This window comes from Streptococcus mitis (genome assembly GCF_946188685.1).
Classification (GTDB): Bacteria; Bacillota; Bacilli; order Lactobacillales; family Streptococcaceae; genus Streptococcus; species Streptococcus mitis_CC.
Map to the genome: position 1 here is coordinate 117,913 of NZ_CAMHWH010000005.1, position 17,542 is coordinate 135,454.

Sequence of the window (17,542 nt, forward strand, 5' to 3'; positions counted from 1 at the left end):
AGAAATATGTCTTTAAAAGATAGATTTGATAAATTTATAGATTATTTTACAGAAGATGGAGAAGATGTTGGTACTGCATATCAGCCTAAAGCTGAAGAGCCGATTGTGACTCCAGTCCCTTCTGTTCAAGAGTTGCCTCAACAAGCTGCTAGCACGCCATCTAAAGATAAAAACATCACTCGTCTTCATGCCCGTCAACAAGAGTTGGCTATGCAAAGTCAACGTTCTACTGATAAGGTGACAATTGATGTTCGTTATCCACGTAAATACGAAGATGCCACAGATATTGTTGATTTATTAGCTGGTAACGAAAGTATTTTGATTGATTTCCAATATATGACAGAAGTTCAAGCACGTCGTTGTTTGGATTATCTGGATGGGGCGCGCCACGTTTTAGCTGGTAACATGAAAAAGGTAGCATCTACTATGTACCTGCTGACACCAGTTGATGTTGTCGTCAATATTGAAGACATCAAAATTCCAGATGAATCACAAAATGGTGAATTTGGCTTTGATATGAAACGTACGAGAGTGAGATAATGATCTTTCTCATTCGTTTTGTTCAAAATGCAGTGGATATCTATTCACTGATTTTAATCGTGTTTGCTCTGATGTCTTGGTTTCCTAATGCTTATGAATCACGTCTTGGACGCTTGATTATTAGTTTAGTGAAACCGATAGTAGCTCCCTTGCAACGTTTACCTCTCCAGATTGCAGGTCTTGACTTGTCTGTCTGGATTGCGGTATTACTAGTTCACTTCCTAGGGGAACAGTTGATTCGACTTTTAGTGATCTTTCTATGAACAAGATGATTTATCAACACTTTTCTAAGAATGATTCGTCTTTTATTGATAAGGGAGTAGAATGGATAAAAAAGGTAGAAGATTCTTATTCTCCTTTTTTAACACCTTTTGTAAATCCCCATCAAGAAAAGATTTTAAAGGTGCTAGCATCAACCAACAGCATCTCCTACATGAGCAGTCGGCAGTTTCTTGAAACTGAATATGTACGGGTACTCCTGTATCCTGATTATTTTGAGCCAGAATTCTCTGATTTTGAACTTTCCTTGCAAGAAATTGTCTATCCTAATAAGTTTGAACGCCTAACGCATGCAAAAATATTAGGTACTGTTTTAAACAAGCTCGGAATTGATAGGAAGCTATTTGGTGATATCTTAGTCAACGAAGAGAGGGCACAGATTATCATTAATCGACAGTTTATGCTCCTTTTTCAAGACGGCATTACGAAAATTGCTCGTTTACCGGTTCGTCTAGAAGAACGGCATTTTACTGAGAGAATTGCTACAGTAGAAGATTATCAAGAATTAGATATTTGTATTGCTAGTTCTAGATTAGATGTTTTTCTAGCAGGTGTATTAAAACTGTCTAGAAATCAGGTAAGTCAGTTAATTGAAAAACAGGCAGTTCAAGTTAATTACCATTTAGTTGAAAAATCAGATTATGCAGTTCAAGTTGGTGATTTGATTAGTGTTAGGAAATTTGGTCGATTGAAACTCGTTAGAGATAATGGGCAAACAAAAAAAGATAAAAAGAAATTAACGGTCCAATTGTTATTAAGTAAGTGAGGAAAAATATGCCAATTACATCGTTAGAAATCAAAGATAAAACCTTTAGCACACGCTTTAGAGGGTTCGATCAAGAAGAAGTAGATGAATTTTTAGATATTGTAGTCCGTGATTATGAAGATTTGGTTCGCTCTAATCATGATAAGGATTTACATATTAAGAGTTTGGAAGAGCGTTTGTCTTACTTTGATGAGATGAAAGATTCATTGAGCCAGTCTGTATTGATTGCACAAGATACAGCTGAGCGAGTAAAACAAGCTGCAACTGAACGTTCAAACAATATCATTCACCAAGCAGAGCAGGATGCACAACGTTTGTTGGAAGAAGCTAAATACAAGGCGAATGAAATTCTTCGTCAAGCAACTGATAATGCTAAGAAGGTTGCTGTTGAAACAGAAGAATTGAAGAACAAGAGTCGTGTCTTCCATCAACGTCTTAAATCTACAATTGAGAGCCAGTTAGCAATTGTTGAATCTTCAGATTGGGAAGATATTCTTCGCCCAACAGCTACTTATCTTCAGACAAGTGATGAGGCCTTCAAAGAAGTGGTCAGCGAAGTCTTAGGTGACTCTGTCTTGCAACAACATCCAGAGGAAGAACCAATTGATATTACTCGCCAGTTTTCTCCCGAGGAAATGGCAGAGTTGCAAGCGCGTATCGAAGCGGCTAATAAGGAACTTGCAGAAGCCGAAGCAAGAGCTGAGCAGGAACAAGTGGTTTCACCAGCTCCGGTTGTTGAAGAAAGTCCAGCTCATCCAGTTGGTCCAATGTATGAAGAGCCAGAAGTAGCTCCAAGCCATTATTCAGGACCAACACCAGCTACTGAAGCTGTAAACTCAGAACCAGGTTTTGCGGCACCGCAAGAATCTGTTACAATTTTATAAGAAATATTCTGAGAACAATATCTTATCCTTATATTTCCAGCGAGCAGGAGATGGTGTGAGTCCTGTAATCCCTAATGCTAAGATTATCCTCTCAAAAACTCAAGTCTGAAGCTAGTAAGATTTGACGTTCCCCACGTTACGGGATAAGAGGGAGAAAGACTAAATCTTTTTCCGAATAAAGGTGGTACCACGATTTTCGTCCTTTTTGGCAGTCGTGGTTTTTAATTTGTTATTATTTATAAAGGAGATACCATGAAACTCAAAGATACCCTTAACCTTGGGAAAACAGCTTTCCCAATGCGTGCAGGACTTCCTACCAAAGAGCCAGTTTGGCAAAAGGAATGGGAAGATGCAAAGCTTTATCAACGTCGTCAAGAATTGAACCAAGGAAAACCTCATTTCACCTTGCATGATGGCCCTCCATACGCGAACGGAAATATTCACGTTGGACATGCTATGAACAAGATTTCAAAAGATATCATTGTTCGTTCTAAGTCTATGTCAGGATTTTATGCTCCTTATATTCCAGGTTGGGATACACATGGTCTGCCAATCGAGCAAGTTTTGGCAAAACAAGGTGTCAAACGTAAAGAAATGGACTTGGTTGAGTACTTGAAACTTTGCCGTGAATATGCTCTTTCTCAAGTAGATAAACAACGCGAAGACTTCAAACGTTTGGGTGTTTCTGGTGACTGGGAAAATCCATATGTGACTTTGACTCCTGACTATGAAGCAGCTCAAATCCGTGTATTTGGTGAGATGGCTAATAAAGGTTACATCTACCGTGGTGCTAAACCAGTTTACTGGTCTTGGTCATCTGAGTCGGCTCTTGCTGAAGCGGAGATTGAATACCATGATTTGGTTTCAACTTCCCTTTACTATGCCAACAAGGTAAAAAATGGTAAAGGTGTTCTAGATACAGATACTTATATCGTAGTCTGGACAACAACTCCATTTACCATCACAGCTTCTCGTGGTTTGACTGTTGGTGCAGATATTGATTACGTTTTGGTTCAACCTGCTGGTGAAACTCGTAAGTTTGTGGTTGCTGCAGAATTATTGACTAGCTTGTCTGAGAAATTTGGCTGGGCTGATGTTCAAGTTTTGGCAACTTATTGTGGTCAAGAATTGAATCATATCGTAACAGAACACCCATGGGATACAGCTGTAGATGAATTGGTTATCCTTGGTGACCACGTTACGACTGATTCTGGTACAGGTATCGTCCACACAGCCCCTGGTTTTGGTGAGGATGACTACAATGTCGGTATTGCTAATGGTCTTGAAGTCGCAGTGACTGTTGACGAACGTGGTATCATGATGAAGAATGCTGGTCCTGAGTTTGAAGGTCAATTCTATGAAAAGGTAGTTCCAACTGTTATCGAGAAACTTGGTAACCTCCTTCTTGCCCAAGAAGAAATCTCTCACTCATACCCATTTGACTGGCGTACTAAGAAACCAATCATCTGGCGTGCAGTACCACAATGGTTTGCCTCAGTTTCTAAATTCCGCCAAGAAATCTTGGATGAAATTGAAAAAGTGAAATTCCACTCAGAATGGGGTAAAGTCCGTCTTTACAATATGATTCGTGACCGTGGCGACTGGGTTATCTCTCGTCAACGTGCTTGGGGTGTTCCACTTCCTATCTTCTACGCTGAAGACGGTACAGCGATCATGACTGCTGAAACTATTGAACACGTGGCTCAACTCTTTGAGGAACATGGTTCAAGCATTTGGTGGGAACGTGATGCTAAGGACCTCTTGCCAGAAGGATTTACTCATCCAGGTTCACCAAACGGCGAGTTCAAAAAAGAAACTGATATCATGGACGTTTGGTTTGACTCAGGTTCATCATGGAATGGAGTTGTAGTAAACCGTCCAGAGTTGACTTACCCAGCAGACCTTTACCTAGAAGGTTCTGACCAATACCGTGGTTGGTTCAACTCATCACTCATCACCTCAGTTGCTAACCATGGCGTAGCACCTTACAAACAAATCTTGTCACAAGGTTTTGCCCTTGACGGTAAAGGTGAGAAGATGTCTAAATCTCTTGGAAATACCATTGCTCCAAGCGATGTTGAAAAACAATTTGGTGCTGAAATCTTGCGTCTTTGGGTAACAAGTGTAGACTCAACCAACGACGTGCGTATCTCTATGGATATCTTGAGCCAAGTCTCTGAAACTTACCGTAAGATTCGTAACACTCTTCGTTTCTTGATTGCTAACACATCTGACTTTAACCCGGCTCAAGATGTAGTAGCTTATGATGAGCTTCGTTCAGTTGATAAGTACATGACGATTCGCTTTAACCAGCTTGTCAAGACCATTCGTGATGCCTATGCTAACTTTGAATTTTTGACAATCTACAAGGCCTTGGTAAACTTTATCAACGTTGATTTATCAGCCTTTTACCTTGATTTTGCTAAAGATGTTGTCTACATCGAAGGTGCCAAATCATTGGAACGCCGTCAAATGCAGACTGTCTTCTATGACATTCTTGTGAAAATCACCAAACTCTTGACACCAATCCTTCCTCACACTGCGGAGGAAATATGGTCATATCTTGAGTTTGAAGCTGAAGACTTCGTTCAATTGTCAGAATTGCCAGAAGCAGAAACTTTTGCTAACCAAGAAGAAATCTTGGATACATGGGCAGCCTTCATGGACTTCCGTGGACAAGCTCAAAAAGCCTTGGAAGAAGCTCGTAATGCAAAAGTAATCGGTAAATCACTTGAAGCTCACTTGACAGTTTATCCAAATGAAGTGGTGAAAACTCTACTCGAAGCAGTAAACAGCAATGTAGCTCAACTTTTAATCGTGTCAGACTTGACCATCGCAGAAGGACCAGCTCCAGAATCTGCCGTTAGCTTCGAAGATGTAGCCTTTACAGTTGAACGTGCTGCAGGCCAAGTATGTGACCGTTGCCGTCGTATCGACCCAACAACAGCAGAACGCAGCTACCACGCAGTTATCTGTGACCACTGTGCAAGCATCGTAGAAGAAAATTTTGCGGACGCAGTCGCAGAAGGATTTGAAGAGAAATAAGGTTGTTGTATGATACTAATAAGGAAAAGGATTGCCAAACAGTCCTTTCCTTTTTGGTTTTGACTAGCTTTTTTGTGAAAAATTGTGTAAAATAGAATAGATAAACGAGGGGAAACCTCGGAAAATTTAAAGGAGAATCCATCTAATGGTAAAATTGGTTTTTGCTCGCCACGGTGAGTCTGAATGGAACAAAGCTAACCTTTTCACTGGTTGGGCTGATGTTGATTTGTCTGAAAAAGGTACACAACAAGCGATTGACGCTGGTAAATTGATCAAAGAAGCTGGTATCGAATTTGACCAAGCTTATACTTCAGTATTGAAACGTGCGATCAAAACAACTAACTTGGCTCTTGAAGCTTCTGACCAATTGTGGGTTCCAGTTGAAAAATCATGGCGTTTGAACGAACGTCACTACGGTGGTTTGACTGGTAAAAACAAAGCTGAAGCTGCTGAACAATTTGGTGATGAGCAAGTTCACATCTGGCGTCGTTCATACGATGTATTGCCTCCAAACATGGATCGTGATGATGAGCACTCAGCTCACACTGACCGTCGTTACGCTTCACTTGACGACTCAGTTATCCCAGATGCTGAAAACTTGAAAGTGACTTTGGAACGTGCCCTTCCATTCTGGGAAGATAAAATCGCTCCAGCTCTTAAAGATGGTAAAAACGTATTCGTAGGAGCTCACGGTAACTCAATCCGTGCCCTTGTAAAACACATCAAAGGTTTGTCAGATGACGAAATCATGGACGTGGAAATCCCTAACTTCCCACCATTGGTATTCGAATTTGACGAAAAATTGAACGTAGTTTCTGAATACTACCTTGGAAAATAAAAAAATGTAAGTCTAGAATTGATTTCTAGACTTTTTATGTTAGTATGGAAGTATGATAAGGAATAAAAAACAAGATTATGTATTGGCTTACAAGCAACCAGCGTCAACAACATATAAGGGTTGGGAAGAAGAGGCTTTACCAATAGGCAATGGTTCTTTAGGGGCAAAAGTATTTGGCCTTATAGGGGTTGAGCGGATTCAATTCAATGAAAAAAGTCTCTGGTCTGGTGGTCCACTTCCTGATAGTTCCGATTATCAGGGTGGAAATCTTCAGGACCAGTATGGTTTTTTAGCTGAGATTCGGCAGGCTTTGGAAAAGAGAGATTACAATCGGGCTAAGGAACTGGCTGAACAGCACCTAGTTGGGCCCCAAACGAGTCAATATGGGACCTATCTGTCCTTTGGAGATATTTTCATTGAGTTCAGCCAGCAAGGTACAACTTTGTCTCAGGTGACGGATTACCAGAGACAGTTGAATATCAGCAAGGCGCTTGCGACGACTTCTTATGTCTATAAGGGAACGAAATTTGAACGTGAAGCTTTTGCGAGTTTTCCAGATGATCTCTTGGTTCAGCGCTTTACTAAGGAAGGGGCGGAAACTCTAGATTTTACTATAGAACTGTCGCTAAGTCGTGATTTGGCTTCTGATGGAAAGTATGAGCAGGAGAAGTCTGATTATAAGAAATGCCAGCTGGATATCTCTGCTTCTCATATCTTGATGAAGGGGAGGGTTAAGGACAATGCCCTGCAGTTTGCTAGCTGTTTAGCTTGGGAAACAGATGGGGATATTAGAGTTTGGTCAGATAAGGTTCAGATATCAGGAGCCAGTTATGCCAATCTTTTCTTGGCTGCTAAGACTGATTTTGCCCAAAATCCTGCTAGTAATTATCGCAAGAAAATAGATTTAGAGCAACAGGTAAAGGACTTAGTGGAGACAGCTAAAGAAAAGGGCTATGCCCAATTGAAATCAAGGCATATTGAGGACTACCAAGCCTTATTCCAGCGTGTTCAATTGGATTTGGGAGCTGAGATTGATGCATCCACTACAGATGATTTGTTAAAAAATTATAAGCCACAAGAGGGGCAGGCTTTGGAGGAGTTGTTCTTCCAGTATGGACGGTATTTACTGATTAGTTCTTCCAGAGATTGTCCAGATGCTCTACCAGCTAACCTACAAGGGGTCTGGAATGCAGTCGATAATCCTCCTTGGAATTCGGACTATCACTTGAATATCAACCTGCAGATGAATTATTGGCCAGCCTATGTTACCAATCTCCTAGAGACGGCTTTCCCAGTCATCAACTATATAGATGATTTGCGTGTCTATGGTCGTCTAGCGGCTGCAAGGTATGCAGCAATCGTCTCTCAGGAAGGGGAGGAGAACGGTTGGTTGGTTCATACTCAAGCGACACCCTTTGGTTGGACGGCACCTGGTTGGGATTACTATTGGGGTTGGTCACCAGCTGCCAATGCGTGGATGATGCAAACTGTTTATGAAGCCTATTCATTTTATAGGGACCAAGACTATCTCAGGGAGAAAATTTATCCCATGTTAAGGGAAACGGTTCGTTTTTGGAATGTCTTTTTACATAAGGATCAGCAGGCGCAGCGTTGGGTCTCTTCTCCGTCTTATTCGCCAGAACATGGGCCGATTTCGATTGGCAATACCTATGACCAATCTCTGATTTGGCAGTTATTTCATGATTTTATTCAGGCTGCTCAGAAATTGGAACTGGATGAGGACTTGTTGACGGAAGTCAAGGAGAAGTTTGATTTGCTTAATCCTCTTCAAATCACTCAATCTGGTCGAATCAGGGAGTGGTATGAGGAGGAAGAGCAGCATTTTCAAAATGAGAAAGTGGAGGCTCAGCATCGGCACACTTCCCATCTAGTGGGACTCTATCCTGGAACTCTCTTTAGCTACAAGGTACAAGAGTATCTTGAAGCGGCGCGTGCTAGCCTCAATGATCGTGGAGATGGCGGCACAGGTTGGTCTAAGGCCAATAAGATCAATCTTTGGGCGCGTCTAGGAGATGGCAATCGAGCCCATAAATTATTAGCAGAGCAGTTAAAGTCATTCACCTTACAAAATCTTTGGTGTAGCCATCCTCCTTTTCAGATAGATGGTAATTTTGGTGCTACTAGTGGCATGGCAGAAATGTTACTCCAGTCTCATACAGCTTATATGGTACCTCTAGCTGCCCTACCTGATGCATGGTCAACAGGTTCTGTTTCAGGCTTAATGGCACGTGGACATTTTGAAATTAGCATGAGGTGGGCGGATAAAAAACTCTTACAGTTGACCATTTTATCAAGAAGTGGGGGAGATTTGCGAGTCACTTATCCAGGTATTGAGAAGAGTGTGATTAAAATGAATCAAGAAAAAGTAGAAGTGAAATGCATGGGGAAAGATTGTATTTCAGTGGCGACAGCAGAAGGTGATCTTGTTCAATTTTATTTTTAAGAAGGTGATAGAAGGCAGTAGTTTGAGACTGCCTTTTGATAAAGATTTGAGAATGTAAGCAGTTTCCAACTAGTTGAAAAAGCGTTATAATGGTAATAGGAAGTAATTTGTTTGAGAGAGGGTAGGTCTTATGGCTTATATTGAGATGAAACATTGTTACAAGCGATATCAGGTTGGGGACACGGAGATTGTGGCCAATCGTGATGTGAATTTTGAGATTGAAAAGGGTGAATTGGTTATTATTCTAGGTGCATCTGGTGCAGGCAAGTCAACGGTTCTTAACCTTCTTGGGGGAATGGATACCAATGATGAAGGGGAAATCTGGATAGATGGTGTTAATATTGCAGATTATAGTTCCCACCAGAGGACCAATTATCGTAGAAATGATGTCGGTTTTGTTTTTCAGTTTTATAATCTAGTTTCCAATCTAACCGCTAAGGAAAATGTGGAGTTGGCTTCAGAAATCGTGACAGATGCCTTGAATCCTGAACAGGTCTTGACAGATGTAGGTCTGGCTCATCGTCTCAATAACTTTCCAGCCCAGCTTTCTGGAGGGGAGCAACAGCGAGTCTCCATTGCACGTGCAGTAGCCAAAAATCCTAAAATTCTCCTTTGTGATGAACCAACTGGAGCCTTGGATTATCAGACAGGCAAGCAAGTCTTGAAGATTCTGCAAGATATGTCTCGTCAAAAGGGAGCGACGGTGATCATCGTGACTCATAATGGAGCTTTGGCGCCCATTGCTGATCGCGTGATTCATATGCACGATGCCAGTGTCAAGGATGTGGTGATCAACCAGCATCCTCAAGATATCGACAGTTTGGAGTACTAGCATGATCAAGCGAAAAACCTATTGGAAGGACTTAATTCAGTCCTTCACAGGCTCCAAGGGGCGTTTTTTATCCATCTTAACCTTGATGATGTTAGGGTCTCTAGCCTTAGTAGGCCTCAAAGTAACCAGTCCCAACATGGAGGCGACAGCTAATGCTTATTTAACAACTGCTCAAACCTTGGATTTGGCAGTTATGTCTAATTATGGTTTGGATCAAACAGATCAAGAAGAGCTAGAACAGACGGAGGGCGCAGAGGTTGAGTTTGGCTATTTGACAGATGTGACTATGGAAAATGGGCAGGATGCCATTCGGCTGTACTCCAAACCAGAGCGAATTTCAACCTTTCAGCTAAGAGAGGGACGTTTTCCTCAGTCAAACAAGGAAATTGCTTTGGCTACTCATTTGCAAGGCCGATACAGCGTGGGACAGGAGATTAGTTTTAAAGAAAAAGAAGAGGGTCATTCCTCTTTAAAAGACCATACTTATACCATTACTGGTTTTGTGGATTCAGCTGAAATCCTCTCCCAGCGAGATATGGGCTACGCAGCAAGTGGAAGTGGGACTCTGACAGCCTATGGGGTGATTTTACCTAGTCAGTTTGATCAGAAAGTCCACAATATAGCTCGTTTGAAATATCAAGATTTGTCAGGTTTAAATGCTTTCTCAGAAGCTTATGAAGAAAAATCCAAGCAACATCAGGAAGACCTTGAACAAGCTTTATCAGATAATGGTAAGGTACGTCTGCAACTCTTGAAAAAAGAAGGACAAGAGTCTATAGACAAAGGCCAAGAGACCCTTGACAAGGCTGAGACTAATTTGCAGGAAGGCAAGCGTCGTTTAGCAGCTGCTCAAGCTCGTATACAGGCTCAAGAAAGTCAACTAGCCTTGCTTCCTCAAGCCCAGAGAGAGCAGGCCCGTGATCAACTTACCCAAGCTAAGCAGGAATTGAGCAAGGAAGAGGACAAACTAAAGCAGACTGAACAAAATCTAGTCCAAGAAAAGGAAAAACTAGAAAAACATCAGCAAGTCTTGGATGATTTAGCTGAGCCCAAGTATCAAGTATATAATCGTCAGACCATGCCTGGCGGTCAAGGCTACCTCATGTACAGTAATGCTTCAGCCAGTATTCGGGCAGTGGGCAATATCTTTCCTGTAGTGCTTTATGCTGTAGCAGCTATGGTGACCTTTACAACAATGACTCGCTTTGTGGATGAAGAGAGAACACATGCAGGTATTTTTAAGGCCTTGGGTTATCGCAGTAAGGATATTATCGCCAAATTTCTCCTCTACGGTCTAGTAGCTGGAACTGTCGGAACAGCTCTAGGTAGTATACTTGGCCATTATTTACTAGCCAGTGTAATTTCAAGTGTCATTACAAAAGGTATGGTAGTGGGAGAAACCCAGATTCAGTTCTATTGGAGCTATAGTTTATTAGCTCTTGGTTTAAGTTGGTTGGCGAGTGTGTTACCGGCCTACCTGGTGGCTCGTAGGGAACTACACGATGAAGCAGCCCAGCTTTTACTGCCTAAACCACCTGTCAAAGGAGCTAAAATCTTACTGGAGCGCATCGGTTTTATCTGGCGTCGTCTCAGTTTTACCCATAAGGTAACAGCCCGCAATATCTTCCGTTATAAGCAACGGATGTTGATGACAATCTTTGGTGTGGCAGGTTCAGTTGCTCTGCTTTTTGCAGGTTTAGGAATCCAATCCTCTGTAGCAGGAGTTCCGTCTAGACAGTTTCAACAAATCCAACAGTATCAAATGATTGTCTCTGAAAATCCTAGTGCGACCAATCAAGACAAGGCAGAGTTGGAAGAAGTGTTGAAAGGGCAGGAAATCCAAGACTACCAGAAAATCTATTCTAAAACGCTAGACAAGGATTTTAAAGGCAAGGCTGGTCTTCAGACTATTACCCTTATGATGACAGAGAAGGAAGATTTGACGCCTTTTATCCATCTTCAACATCATCAGCAGGATCTGACATTAAAAGATGGCGTCGTTATTACAGCTAAACTTGCCCAGCTGGCAGGTGTCAAGGTTGGACAGACTCTAGAAATTGAAAGTAAGAAGCTAAAGGTCGCTGCTATTGCTGAGAACTACGTTGGTCACTTTATTTATATGAGTCAGGCTAGCTATGTGCAAATTTACGGCCAGCTACCCCAAGCCAACACTTATTTGGTCTCGTTAAGGGATACCAGTGCGCCTAGTATCGAAAGGCAGGCTGGTTTGCTTATGAATCAAGCTGCGGTGTCCAGCGTCGTCCAAAATACTTCAGCCATTCGACTCTTTGACTCCGTCGCTAGCTCACTCAATCAGACCATGACCATCTTGGTCATCGTATCGGTTCTGTTGGCTATCGTTATCCTTTACAATCTGACTAATATCAACGTGGCTGAGAGAATCCGTGAACTCTCCACTATCAAGGTTCTCGGTTTTCACAATAATGAAGTCACCCTCTACATTTATCGTGAGACGATTGTGCTGTCCCTTGTGGGAATTGTACTTGGTCTGGTATCTGGTTTCTATTTACATCAATTTTTGATTCAAATGATTTCGCCTGCGACTATTCTCTTTTATCCGCAGGTAGGCTGGGAAGTCTATGTAATCCCAGTGGCAGCAGTAAGCATCATTTTGACCTTGCTTGGTTTCTTCGTCAATCATCATCTGAGAAAGGTTGATATGCTTGAAGCCTTGAAATCTGTAGAGTAATTTAGTTGTTTTTATCAGATCGAACTTGAATTTACTCGTAAATCATGACCACCCGCATAGCGGGTGGTTTTTTTGTCTCGCACCTAGCGGAGCGAGACGGACTAATAGTCACATAATTATAAGGCTGATAGTATTAATTTCACTATCAGCCTTACAGGTTATTTAATGTTTCAGAAAAACTATGATGTCAAGATTAACTAAACAGTATCTAATTCTTTCAAATAATTTTCTATCTTCATCAACATTAAAGGATTGTTATAAATCTTACATAACTCTCTTGCTTCTATATAATAATTTTTGATTTGTTCTTTGTCTAGAAATTTGGCTCCAGCATTTCCTACAAGAATAAGTAGAGGAGCCAGTTGGTAGCTTGTCTGTCTTTGTTTACAAAGTTCAATCGTCTCAAGAGCTTCTTGGATGGCTTCGTTATATTTTTCCTTTGACACTAGGTAGTGAGCGTAGTTGTAACGAACTCTGATGTAGCCAAATAAAAACTCTTGATGTTCAAAATTTTTTGTCTGATATAACTCCATTAAATGAGAGTAGTTTGCCTCATATTCTTGTTCACGACCCACTAAGGAATAGAAATTAGATAGAGTATTCAATGCCTTTAAATAAATCAGAGTATTTGAAGAGACTTTTAATAATATATTTTCCAATGAAGAAATTGCCTCACACTTACTGTCATATTGATAGAAGTCAATAATAGCTTTAATCCATTCAAGGTAAGTTCGGTCTTCTAGTGTTAGAAAAGTACTTCGTTCAATCTCTATTCTATAAATATATTCCAAATTGTCATAATTTCTGTCATCTAATAGGTGAGCAGATAATTGCTTGAAATTAGAGAGGTTAGATTTAATTTCAATTTGTTCATTAAAAAAATAATCTAATGGCACTTCGAGCCGTTGTGAGAGTTTGAACAAAAGGTCTGCGGAGGGAATGAAATGCCCTCTCTCAATTTTACTAATCTGGCTTTGTTCACAAATTCCTTCTGCAAGAGTTTGTTGGGAGAGTCTCAACTCTTTTCTTTTCAATCTGAATTTCTCTGCGAGTGTATTCATTAAAGATAATAAACCTTCCTATTTGCTTAATTTTATTATAAAATTTTTAGTTCAAAATAGCAAGTTAAAGAAAAATAATTCTATATAGTAATAAAAAATAAAAAAAGTCAATAATCACATAAAAATGCTTGGCTAAATAAAATATATCTGTTAAAATAAAAACAAGGAAACAGAAAAGGGTTTCATTGCATGAGAAAAAAACGTGGAATTAAAAAATTAGTTACATTTGCATTACTAAGTGTTCTTGCATTTGGTAATACAATTCCCTATCAAGAGTTTGTTCAGAAGAATAGACAATTGGAAGTTCGAGTACAATCACAAAAGAAGTCCAATGGTCTTGATGTTAGGAAGGCTGATTGATTTTGTATTACTTTAAAATTCAACTATTTAGAGAAAGGTATTCTGATGAGAGCTTGTAACAATACCAGATAGATATAAGAATGGAGATGTTTGATAAAATGCTTTCATAGCTAACCAACTGTTGAAAATTATGAGTTACAAAATCTAAAGTATTTAAGATTAGTTTATAAAATTAGGTCTCTGCCTGTAGAAAGGAACGTGCAGTTAGAAAGGAGGAAAAAATAGGATACTATAATTCAGACTGAGATTTCTAATTAAAATATGTAGTTGCATTTCGCTCTTTTTCATAATATTTCATTCAGAGGAGGAATAATATGTTAAAAATTAGAAAAGTAGTTGCATCATCCCTTGCCGTTTTGGCATTTAGTTTGGCTCTTCCTGTTTTGGCAGTTTCTCACCGTGGTGGCGAGTGGACCTATGGAGGCCATCATGATCCAAATAATTGGGGAGCATTTTCGAATTATTATCATGGTTCACGGAATCACTGGGCCTATGTTGGAAGTAATGGACGTGACAATCAAAAACAGCTTATGTAGGAGCACGTAGTGCGGCCTATGCGTTTGTTAATACAAATTTTGGGGAGCAAGTTACATTTGATGCGGGATGGTAAAGAATAATTGAAGAAGATTCTTTTATCAATAGTTTAGTAAGCTTGCTAGTTTATAGAGGGCAGGGGTATTTCTGCCCTCTGCTTTAGAATAAGGAATGCACTATGAAAAAATTATTTATACTCATATCCAACCTGCTTGCTAGTTTGTTCTTTGTTTGGGTATTTACCATTTGGACTGATACATATGTCTCCTATTATTACCCCAACGTTGTTGTACGTGATTCTTCCCCTGAAACAACTTTTCAGCATGTTGCTACACGCTTGGAAAAACTAGCAGAAGAAACGGATAGCTTTATTGCGATTCAACACCAAGATCTTAACTCAGAAGGTACTACAGTTTTTTCTTATACGACCTTTGGGAACGGAAAGTTGCCTGATGGGCTACAGGAAAAAAATCTAGAAGATGCTCAAAGTAGTAGTGTTGAAACAAACTATTTTGTATTCGATGGAAACCTAGATATTCACTTGCTAAGGGAGGAGCTAAGTCAACTTGGCTTGACTAACATGCACCTGATAATTCCATCTAAACTATCTACGTTAATGGCTATCTTTAGTAACGGATTTCAGTTAATCAGTCTATTGATTTTCATCTTAACCTTTGTAGCACTGACTTTAATTAGTCAAATTAGCCAATTACGGTCGTCGGGCATTCGCCTCATTTCAGGAGAGAAACGGTGGTCCATTTTCCTTAGACCAGTTGGTGAGGATTTGAAAGGGATAGCTGTTGGTTTCAGTTTAGCTGGCGTGCTCGCCATTCTTATGCAAAAAATTCTGTCGCTTCCAACGCAATCCCTAATGACCATAGGAGAAGGCTTGCTCAGTTATAATCTCATCTTGTTGTCGATCTCCCTGTTTTTCGCTCAACTCTTCGCAGTTGGGATAAAAAAGATACACCTGATGCAGATTATAAAAGGGCAAGTGCCTGTCAGAGGAATCATTAGTTTGATTTTAATCGGTCAACTATTAGCGATTATTATTGTAACGCTGGGAATAGGGAGTAGCTTAAAGTATTCCCAAGCCTGGCAACAGCATCGGATTGGACAAGAGGTTTGGAGTCAGGAAAGGCAACTGACTATCCTATCAATCAGCCGTGAAGGAACGAGTCCTGGTTTTGATGAACAAGCTCAAAGGAAATTCAGAACTTGGTATCAATTGATGGATCTGGCTGTTTCAGAACAAAAGGCTTTCTTATCTAGACACCAGTTAATTGACCGTACTTTGCAAAATGGCATGGCTTCCTCCAAAAACTTGGCAACCTCTACAGAATGGCATGATTACAGCCCGAATGGCAATGTCCTTATCGTCACACCGCAATACTTGAAGCGTCAAAACATTCCTGTAGATACAACTATTGAGCAAAAGATGAATCACCTTGATGTAGGGGAGTTTGTCTTATTGCTGCCTGAACACCTCCGTTCAGAGGAAGAACATTATAAATCTGTTTTTGAAGACGACTTAACCAGTCGCATGTCTAGTCAAGATGAACGACAGCAAATGACTGCTACGGTAGGTTATTTGGAATCAGGTCAGGATCGTTTTGTGTATAATACGACCCCTATTTCTTACCAGCAGTTTTTGAAAGATCCAATCATCATTGTTATAACACCCCAATCAACTGGTCCACAGTCCGTTTTGTTTTGGGTAGACGCAGTACAGAACTACGTTCTCTTTAATCAATTGTCTGATGCCCAGGAGCTTATCCAGAGACAAGGCATTGAAAATTGGGTCTCAGAAATGCAAACAGGTTACCACAACTACATCACATTATTGGATAATATCCAGAGGGAACGTTGGGTAATGCTAGCAGGAGCTGTGCTTGGGATTGCAACTTCAATCTTGTTGTTTAACACTATGAATAGGCTCTACTTTGAAGAATTTAGACGTGCCATTTTTATCAAACGCATTGCAGGTCTCAGGTTCTTAGAAATCCATCGCACTTATCTCTTTGCTCAACTGGGTGTGTTTTTACTGGGATTTGTTGCGAGTATATTTCTTATGGTAGAGATAGTAGTTGCTTTCTTAGTCTCGTTACTCTTTACTGGTCTATCTCTTTTACAGTTACATGTACAAATGCAGAAAGAAAACAAGATGTCCATGCTTGTTTTGAAGGGAGGTTAATATGATTGAACTTAAACAGGTGAGTAAATCTTTTGGAGAACGAGAGTTATTTTCGAATCTTTCAATAACATTTGAGGCTGGAAAAGTCTATGCCTTAATTGGTTCAAGTGGTAGCGGAAAAACAACCTTGATGAACATGATTGGGAAATTAGAATCTTATGATGGGACGATTTTTTACCGAGGTAAAGACTTGGCCAATTATAAATCGAGTGATTTTTTCCGTCACGAATTGGGCTACCTCTTCCAGAACTTTGGCTTAATTGAAAACCAAAGTATTGAAGAAAACCTTAAGCTAGGTCTCATTGGTCAAAAGTTGAGTCGGGCGGAACAGCGGTTGAGGCAGAAGCAGGCTTTAGAACAGGTCGGCCTGGATTATCTTGACCTAGATAAGCGCATCTTTGAGTTATCGGGCGGAGAATCGCAACGGGTTGCCTTGGCAAAAGTTATCTTAAAGAATCCACCCTTTATTCTGGCAGATGAGCCAACAGCTTCAATAGACCCAGCAACCTCTCAGTTGATTATGGAGATTTTGCTATCTCTTCGAGATGATAATAGGCTAATCATTATCGCAACACATAATCCGGCAATTTGGGAGATGGCTGATGAAGTGTTCACGATGGATCATCTGAAATAAAAATCCTTGTTTTTAATTGCACGATGAGTTACTGAAATATTATCATGAATCAATAATTGGAGTTAATTTAGAATTGTACTTTATTAATATTGAGGTAACTTTTTCTTGATAAAGGAAGAAATAGTGGAGAGGAAGTTAGATTGAAAAAATTCGACAATTATATTATTGAGAAGCCTTGCGATTCTAATTCAGATAAACTGTAAAAAATCTTAATAATTGAAAGTTTGGTAGATGATATTTTGCAATTTTCTCTCAGAATCAATAATAGTGTAGGAGAGATTTTCCTCCTACAACCGTTTCAAAAGAAATATTTACCCATTGGGAGAAGATGTTGCAGTGGATAATGTGTTACTCACTGAAAAATATAATTTTCAACTAAAAGATTTTGAAGGATTCATTTC

The 17,542-nt window shown here is 40.1% G+C and carries 13 protein-coding genes and 2 pseudogenes; 14 read left to right on the plus strand and 1 reads right to left on the minus strand.

Annotation, left to right across the window (positions count from 1 at the left end; genetic code table 11):
• Positions 1-6 precede the first annotated feature (6 nt).
• The 9 genes from N8N51_RS06405 (at position 7) to N8N51_RS06445 (ending at position 12,358) form a co-directional block, all read left to right on the plus strand.
• On the plus strand, positions 7-540 hold the full coding sequence (locus tag N8N51_RS06405; RefSeq protein WP_049502426.1) for a cell division protein SepF: 534 nt from the start codon (positions 7-9) through the stop codon (positions 538-540).
• A complete protein-coding gene (locus N8N51_RS06410; RefSeq protein WP_000576496.1) occupies positions 540-803 on the plus strand; it encodes a YggT family protein in 264 nt (87 codons plus the stop codon). The genes N8N51_RS06405 and N8N51_RS06410 overlap by 1 nt, the downstream gene beginning before the upstream one ends.
• The gene (locus N8N51_RS06415; protein ID WP_084930423.1) at positions 800-1,585 is read left to right on the plus strand and encodes a YlmH family RNA-binding protein; all 786 of its coding nucleotides are present in this window, start codon (positions 800-802) and stop codon (positions 1,583-1,585) included. The genes N8N51_RS06410 and N8N51_RS06415 overlap by 4 nt, the downstream gene beginning before the upstream one ends.
• 8 nt (positions 1,586-1,593) lie before the next feature.
• Positions 1,594-2,469, plus strand: a complete 876-nt coding sequence (locus N8N51_RS06420; RefSeq protein WP_025172902.1) for a DivIVA domain-containing protein — start codon at positions 1,594-1,596, stop codon at positions 2,467-2,469.
• A 252-nt stretch (positions 2,470-2,721) separates the two neighbouring features.
• Positions 2,722-5,514: an isoleucine--tRNA ligase gene (gene ileS, locus N8N51_RS06425; RefSeq protein ID WP_261103832.1), complete on the plus strand. Its 2,793-nt coding sequence runs from the start codon at positions 2,722-2,724 to the stop codon at positions 5,512-5,514.
• A 145-nt stretch (positions 5,515-5,659) separates the two neighbouring features.
• On the plus strand, positions 5,660-6,352 hold the full coding sequence (locus N8N51_RS06430; RefSeq protein ID WP_000240129.1) for a phosphoglycerate mutase: 693 nt from the start codon (positions 5,660-5,662) through the stop codon (positions 6,350-6,352).
• A gap of 52 nt (positions 6,353-6,404) precedes the next feature.
• Positions 6,405-8,816, plus strand: coding sequence for a glycoside hydrolase family 95 protein (locus N8N51_RS06435; protein WP_261103833.1), 2,412 nt, complete (start codon positions 6,405-6,407; stop codon positions 8,814-8,816).
• A 130-nt stretch (positions 8,817-8,946) separates the two neighbouring features.
• A complete protein-coding gene (locus N8N51_RS06440) occupies positions 8,947-9,648 on the plus strand; it encodes an ABC transporter ATP-binding protein (protein ID WP_049524524.1) in 702 nt (233 codons plus the stop codon).
• A 1-nt stretch (position 9,649) separates the two neighbouring features.
• Positions 9,650-12,358 carry an ABC transporter permease gene (locus tag N8N51_RS06445; protein ID WP_261103834.1) on the plus strand — a complete coding sequence of 903 codons (2,709 nt, stop codon included), beginning with the start codon at positions 9,650-9,652 and terminating at the stop codon, positions 12,356-12,358.
• A gap of 197 nt (positions 12,359-12,555) precedes the next feature.
• Here the strand turns inward: N8N51_RS06445 and N8N51_RS06450 are convergent, their stop codons facing one another.
• Entirely contained in the window at positions 12,556-13,419 is an 864-nt protein-coding gene (locus N8N51_RS06450) for a helix-turn-helix domain-containing protein (RefSeq protein WP_261103835.1), read from the minus strand.
• 189 nt (positions 13,420-13,608) lie between these two features.
• On the opposite strand from N8N51_RS06450, the gene N8N51_RS06455 reads away from it, so the two are divergent.
• The 5 genes and pseudogenes from N8N51_RS06455 to N8N51_RS06475 form a co-directional block, all read left to right on the plus strand.
• The gene (locus N8N51_RS06455) at positions 13,609-13,779 is read left to right on the plus strand and encodes a PhrA family quorum-sensing system peptide (protein WP_001227868.1); all 171 of its coding nucleotides are present in this window, start codon (positions 13,609-13,611) and stop codon (positions 13,777-13,779) included.
• A 314-nt stretch (positions 13,780-14,093) separates the two neighbouring features.
• Positions 14,094-14,389, plus strand: a pseudogene (locus tag N8N51_RS06460) (lactococcin 972 family bacteriocin).
• Positions 14,390-14,491: 102 nt separating this feature from the next.
• Positions 14,492-16,507, plus strand: a complete 2,016-nt coding sequence (locus N8N51_RS06465) for a bacteriocin-associated integral membrane family protein (protein WP_261103837.1) — start codon at positions 14,492-14,494, stop codon at positions 16,505-16,507.
• Position 16,508: 1 nt separating this feature from the next.
• Entirely contained in the window at positions 16,509-17,141 is a 633-nt protein-coding gene (locus N8N51_RS06470; protein WP_261103840.1) for an ABC transporter ATP-binding protein, read from the plus strand.
• A 140-nt stretch (positions 17,142-17,281) separates the two neighbouring features.
• A pseudogene (locus N8N51_RS06475) lies at positions 17,282-17,440 on the plus strand (competence protein ComA); the annotation flags it as partial.
• Positions 17,441-17,542 lie beyond the last annotated feature (102 nt).

Bases quoted from the DNA above. Each gene is read 5' to 3' on its own strand.
- N8N51_RS06405 (WP_049502426.1), top strand. From the start codon at position 7: ATGTCTTTAAAAGATAGATTTGATAAATTTATAGATTATTTTACAGAA.
- N8N51_RS06410 (WP_000576496.1), top strand. From the start codon at position 540: ATGATCTTTCTCATTCGTTTTGTTCAAAATGCAGTGGATATCTATTCA.
- N8N51_RS06415 (WP_084930423.1), top strand. From the start codon at position 800: ATGAACAAGATGATTTATCAACACTTTTCTAAGAATGATTCGTCTTTT.
- N8N51_RS06420 (WP_025172902.1), top strand. From the start codon at position 1,594: ATGCCAATTACATCGTTAGAAATCAAAGATAAAACCTTTAGCACACGC.
- ileS (WP_261103832.1), top strand. From the start codon at position 2,722: ATGAAACTCAAAGATACCCTTAACCTTGGGAAAACAGCTTTCCCAATG.
- N8N51_RS06430 (WP_000240129.1), top strand. From the start codon at position 5,660: ATGGTAAAATTGGTTTTTGCTCGCCACGGTGAGTCTGAATGGAACAAA.
- N8N51_RS06435 (WP_261103833.1), top strand. From the start codon at position 6,405: ATGATAAGGAATAAAAAACAAGATTATGTATTGGCTTACAAGCAACCA.
- N8N51_RS06440 (WP_049524524.1), top strand. From the start codon at position 8,947: ATGGCTTATATTGAGATGAAACATTGTTACAAGCGATATCAGGTTGGG.
- N8N51_RS06445 (WP_261103834.1), top strand. From the start codon at position 9,650: ATGATCAAGCGAAAAACCTATTGGAAGGACTTAATTCAGTCCTTCACA.
- N8N51_RS06450 (WP_261103835.1), bottom strand. From the start codon at position 13,419: ATGAATACACTCGCAGAGAAATTCAGATTGAAAAGAAAAGAGTTGAGA.
- N8N51_RS06455 (WP_001227868.1), top strand. From the start codon at position 13,609: ATGAGAAAAAAACGTGGAATTAAAAAATTAGTTACATTTGCATTACTA.
- N8N51_RS06465 (WP_261103837.1), top strand. From the start codon at position 14,492: ATGAAAAAATTATTTATACTCATATCCAACCTGCTTGCTAGTTTGTTC.
- N8N51_RS06470 (WP_261103840.1), top strand. From the start codon at position 16,509: ATGATTGAACTTAAACAGGTGAGTAAATCTTTTGGAGAACGAGAGTTA.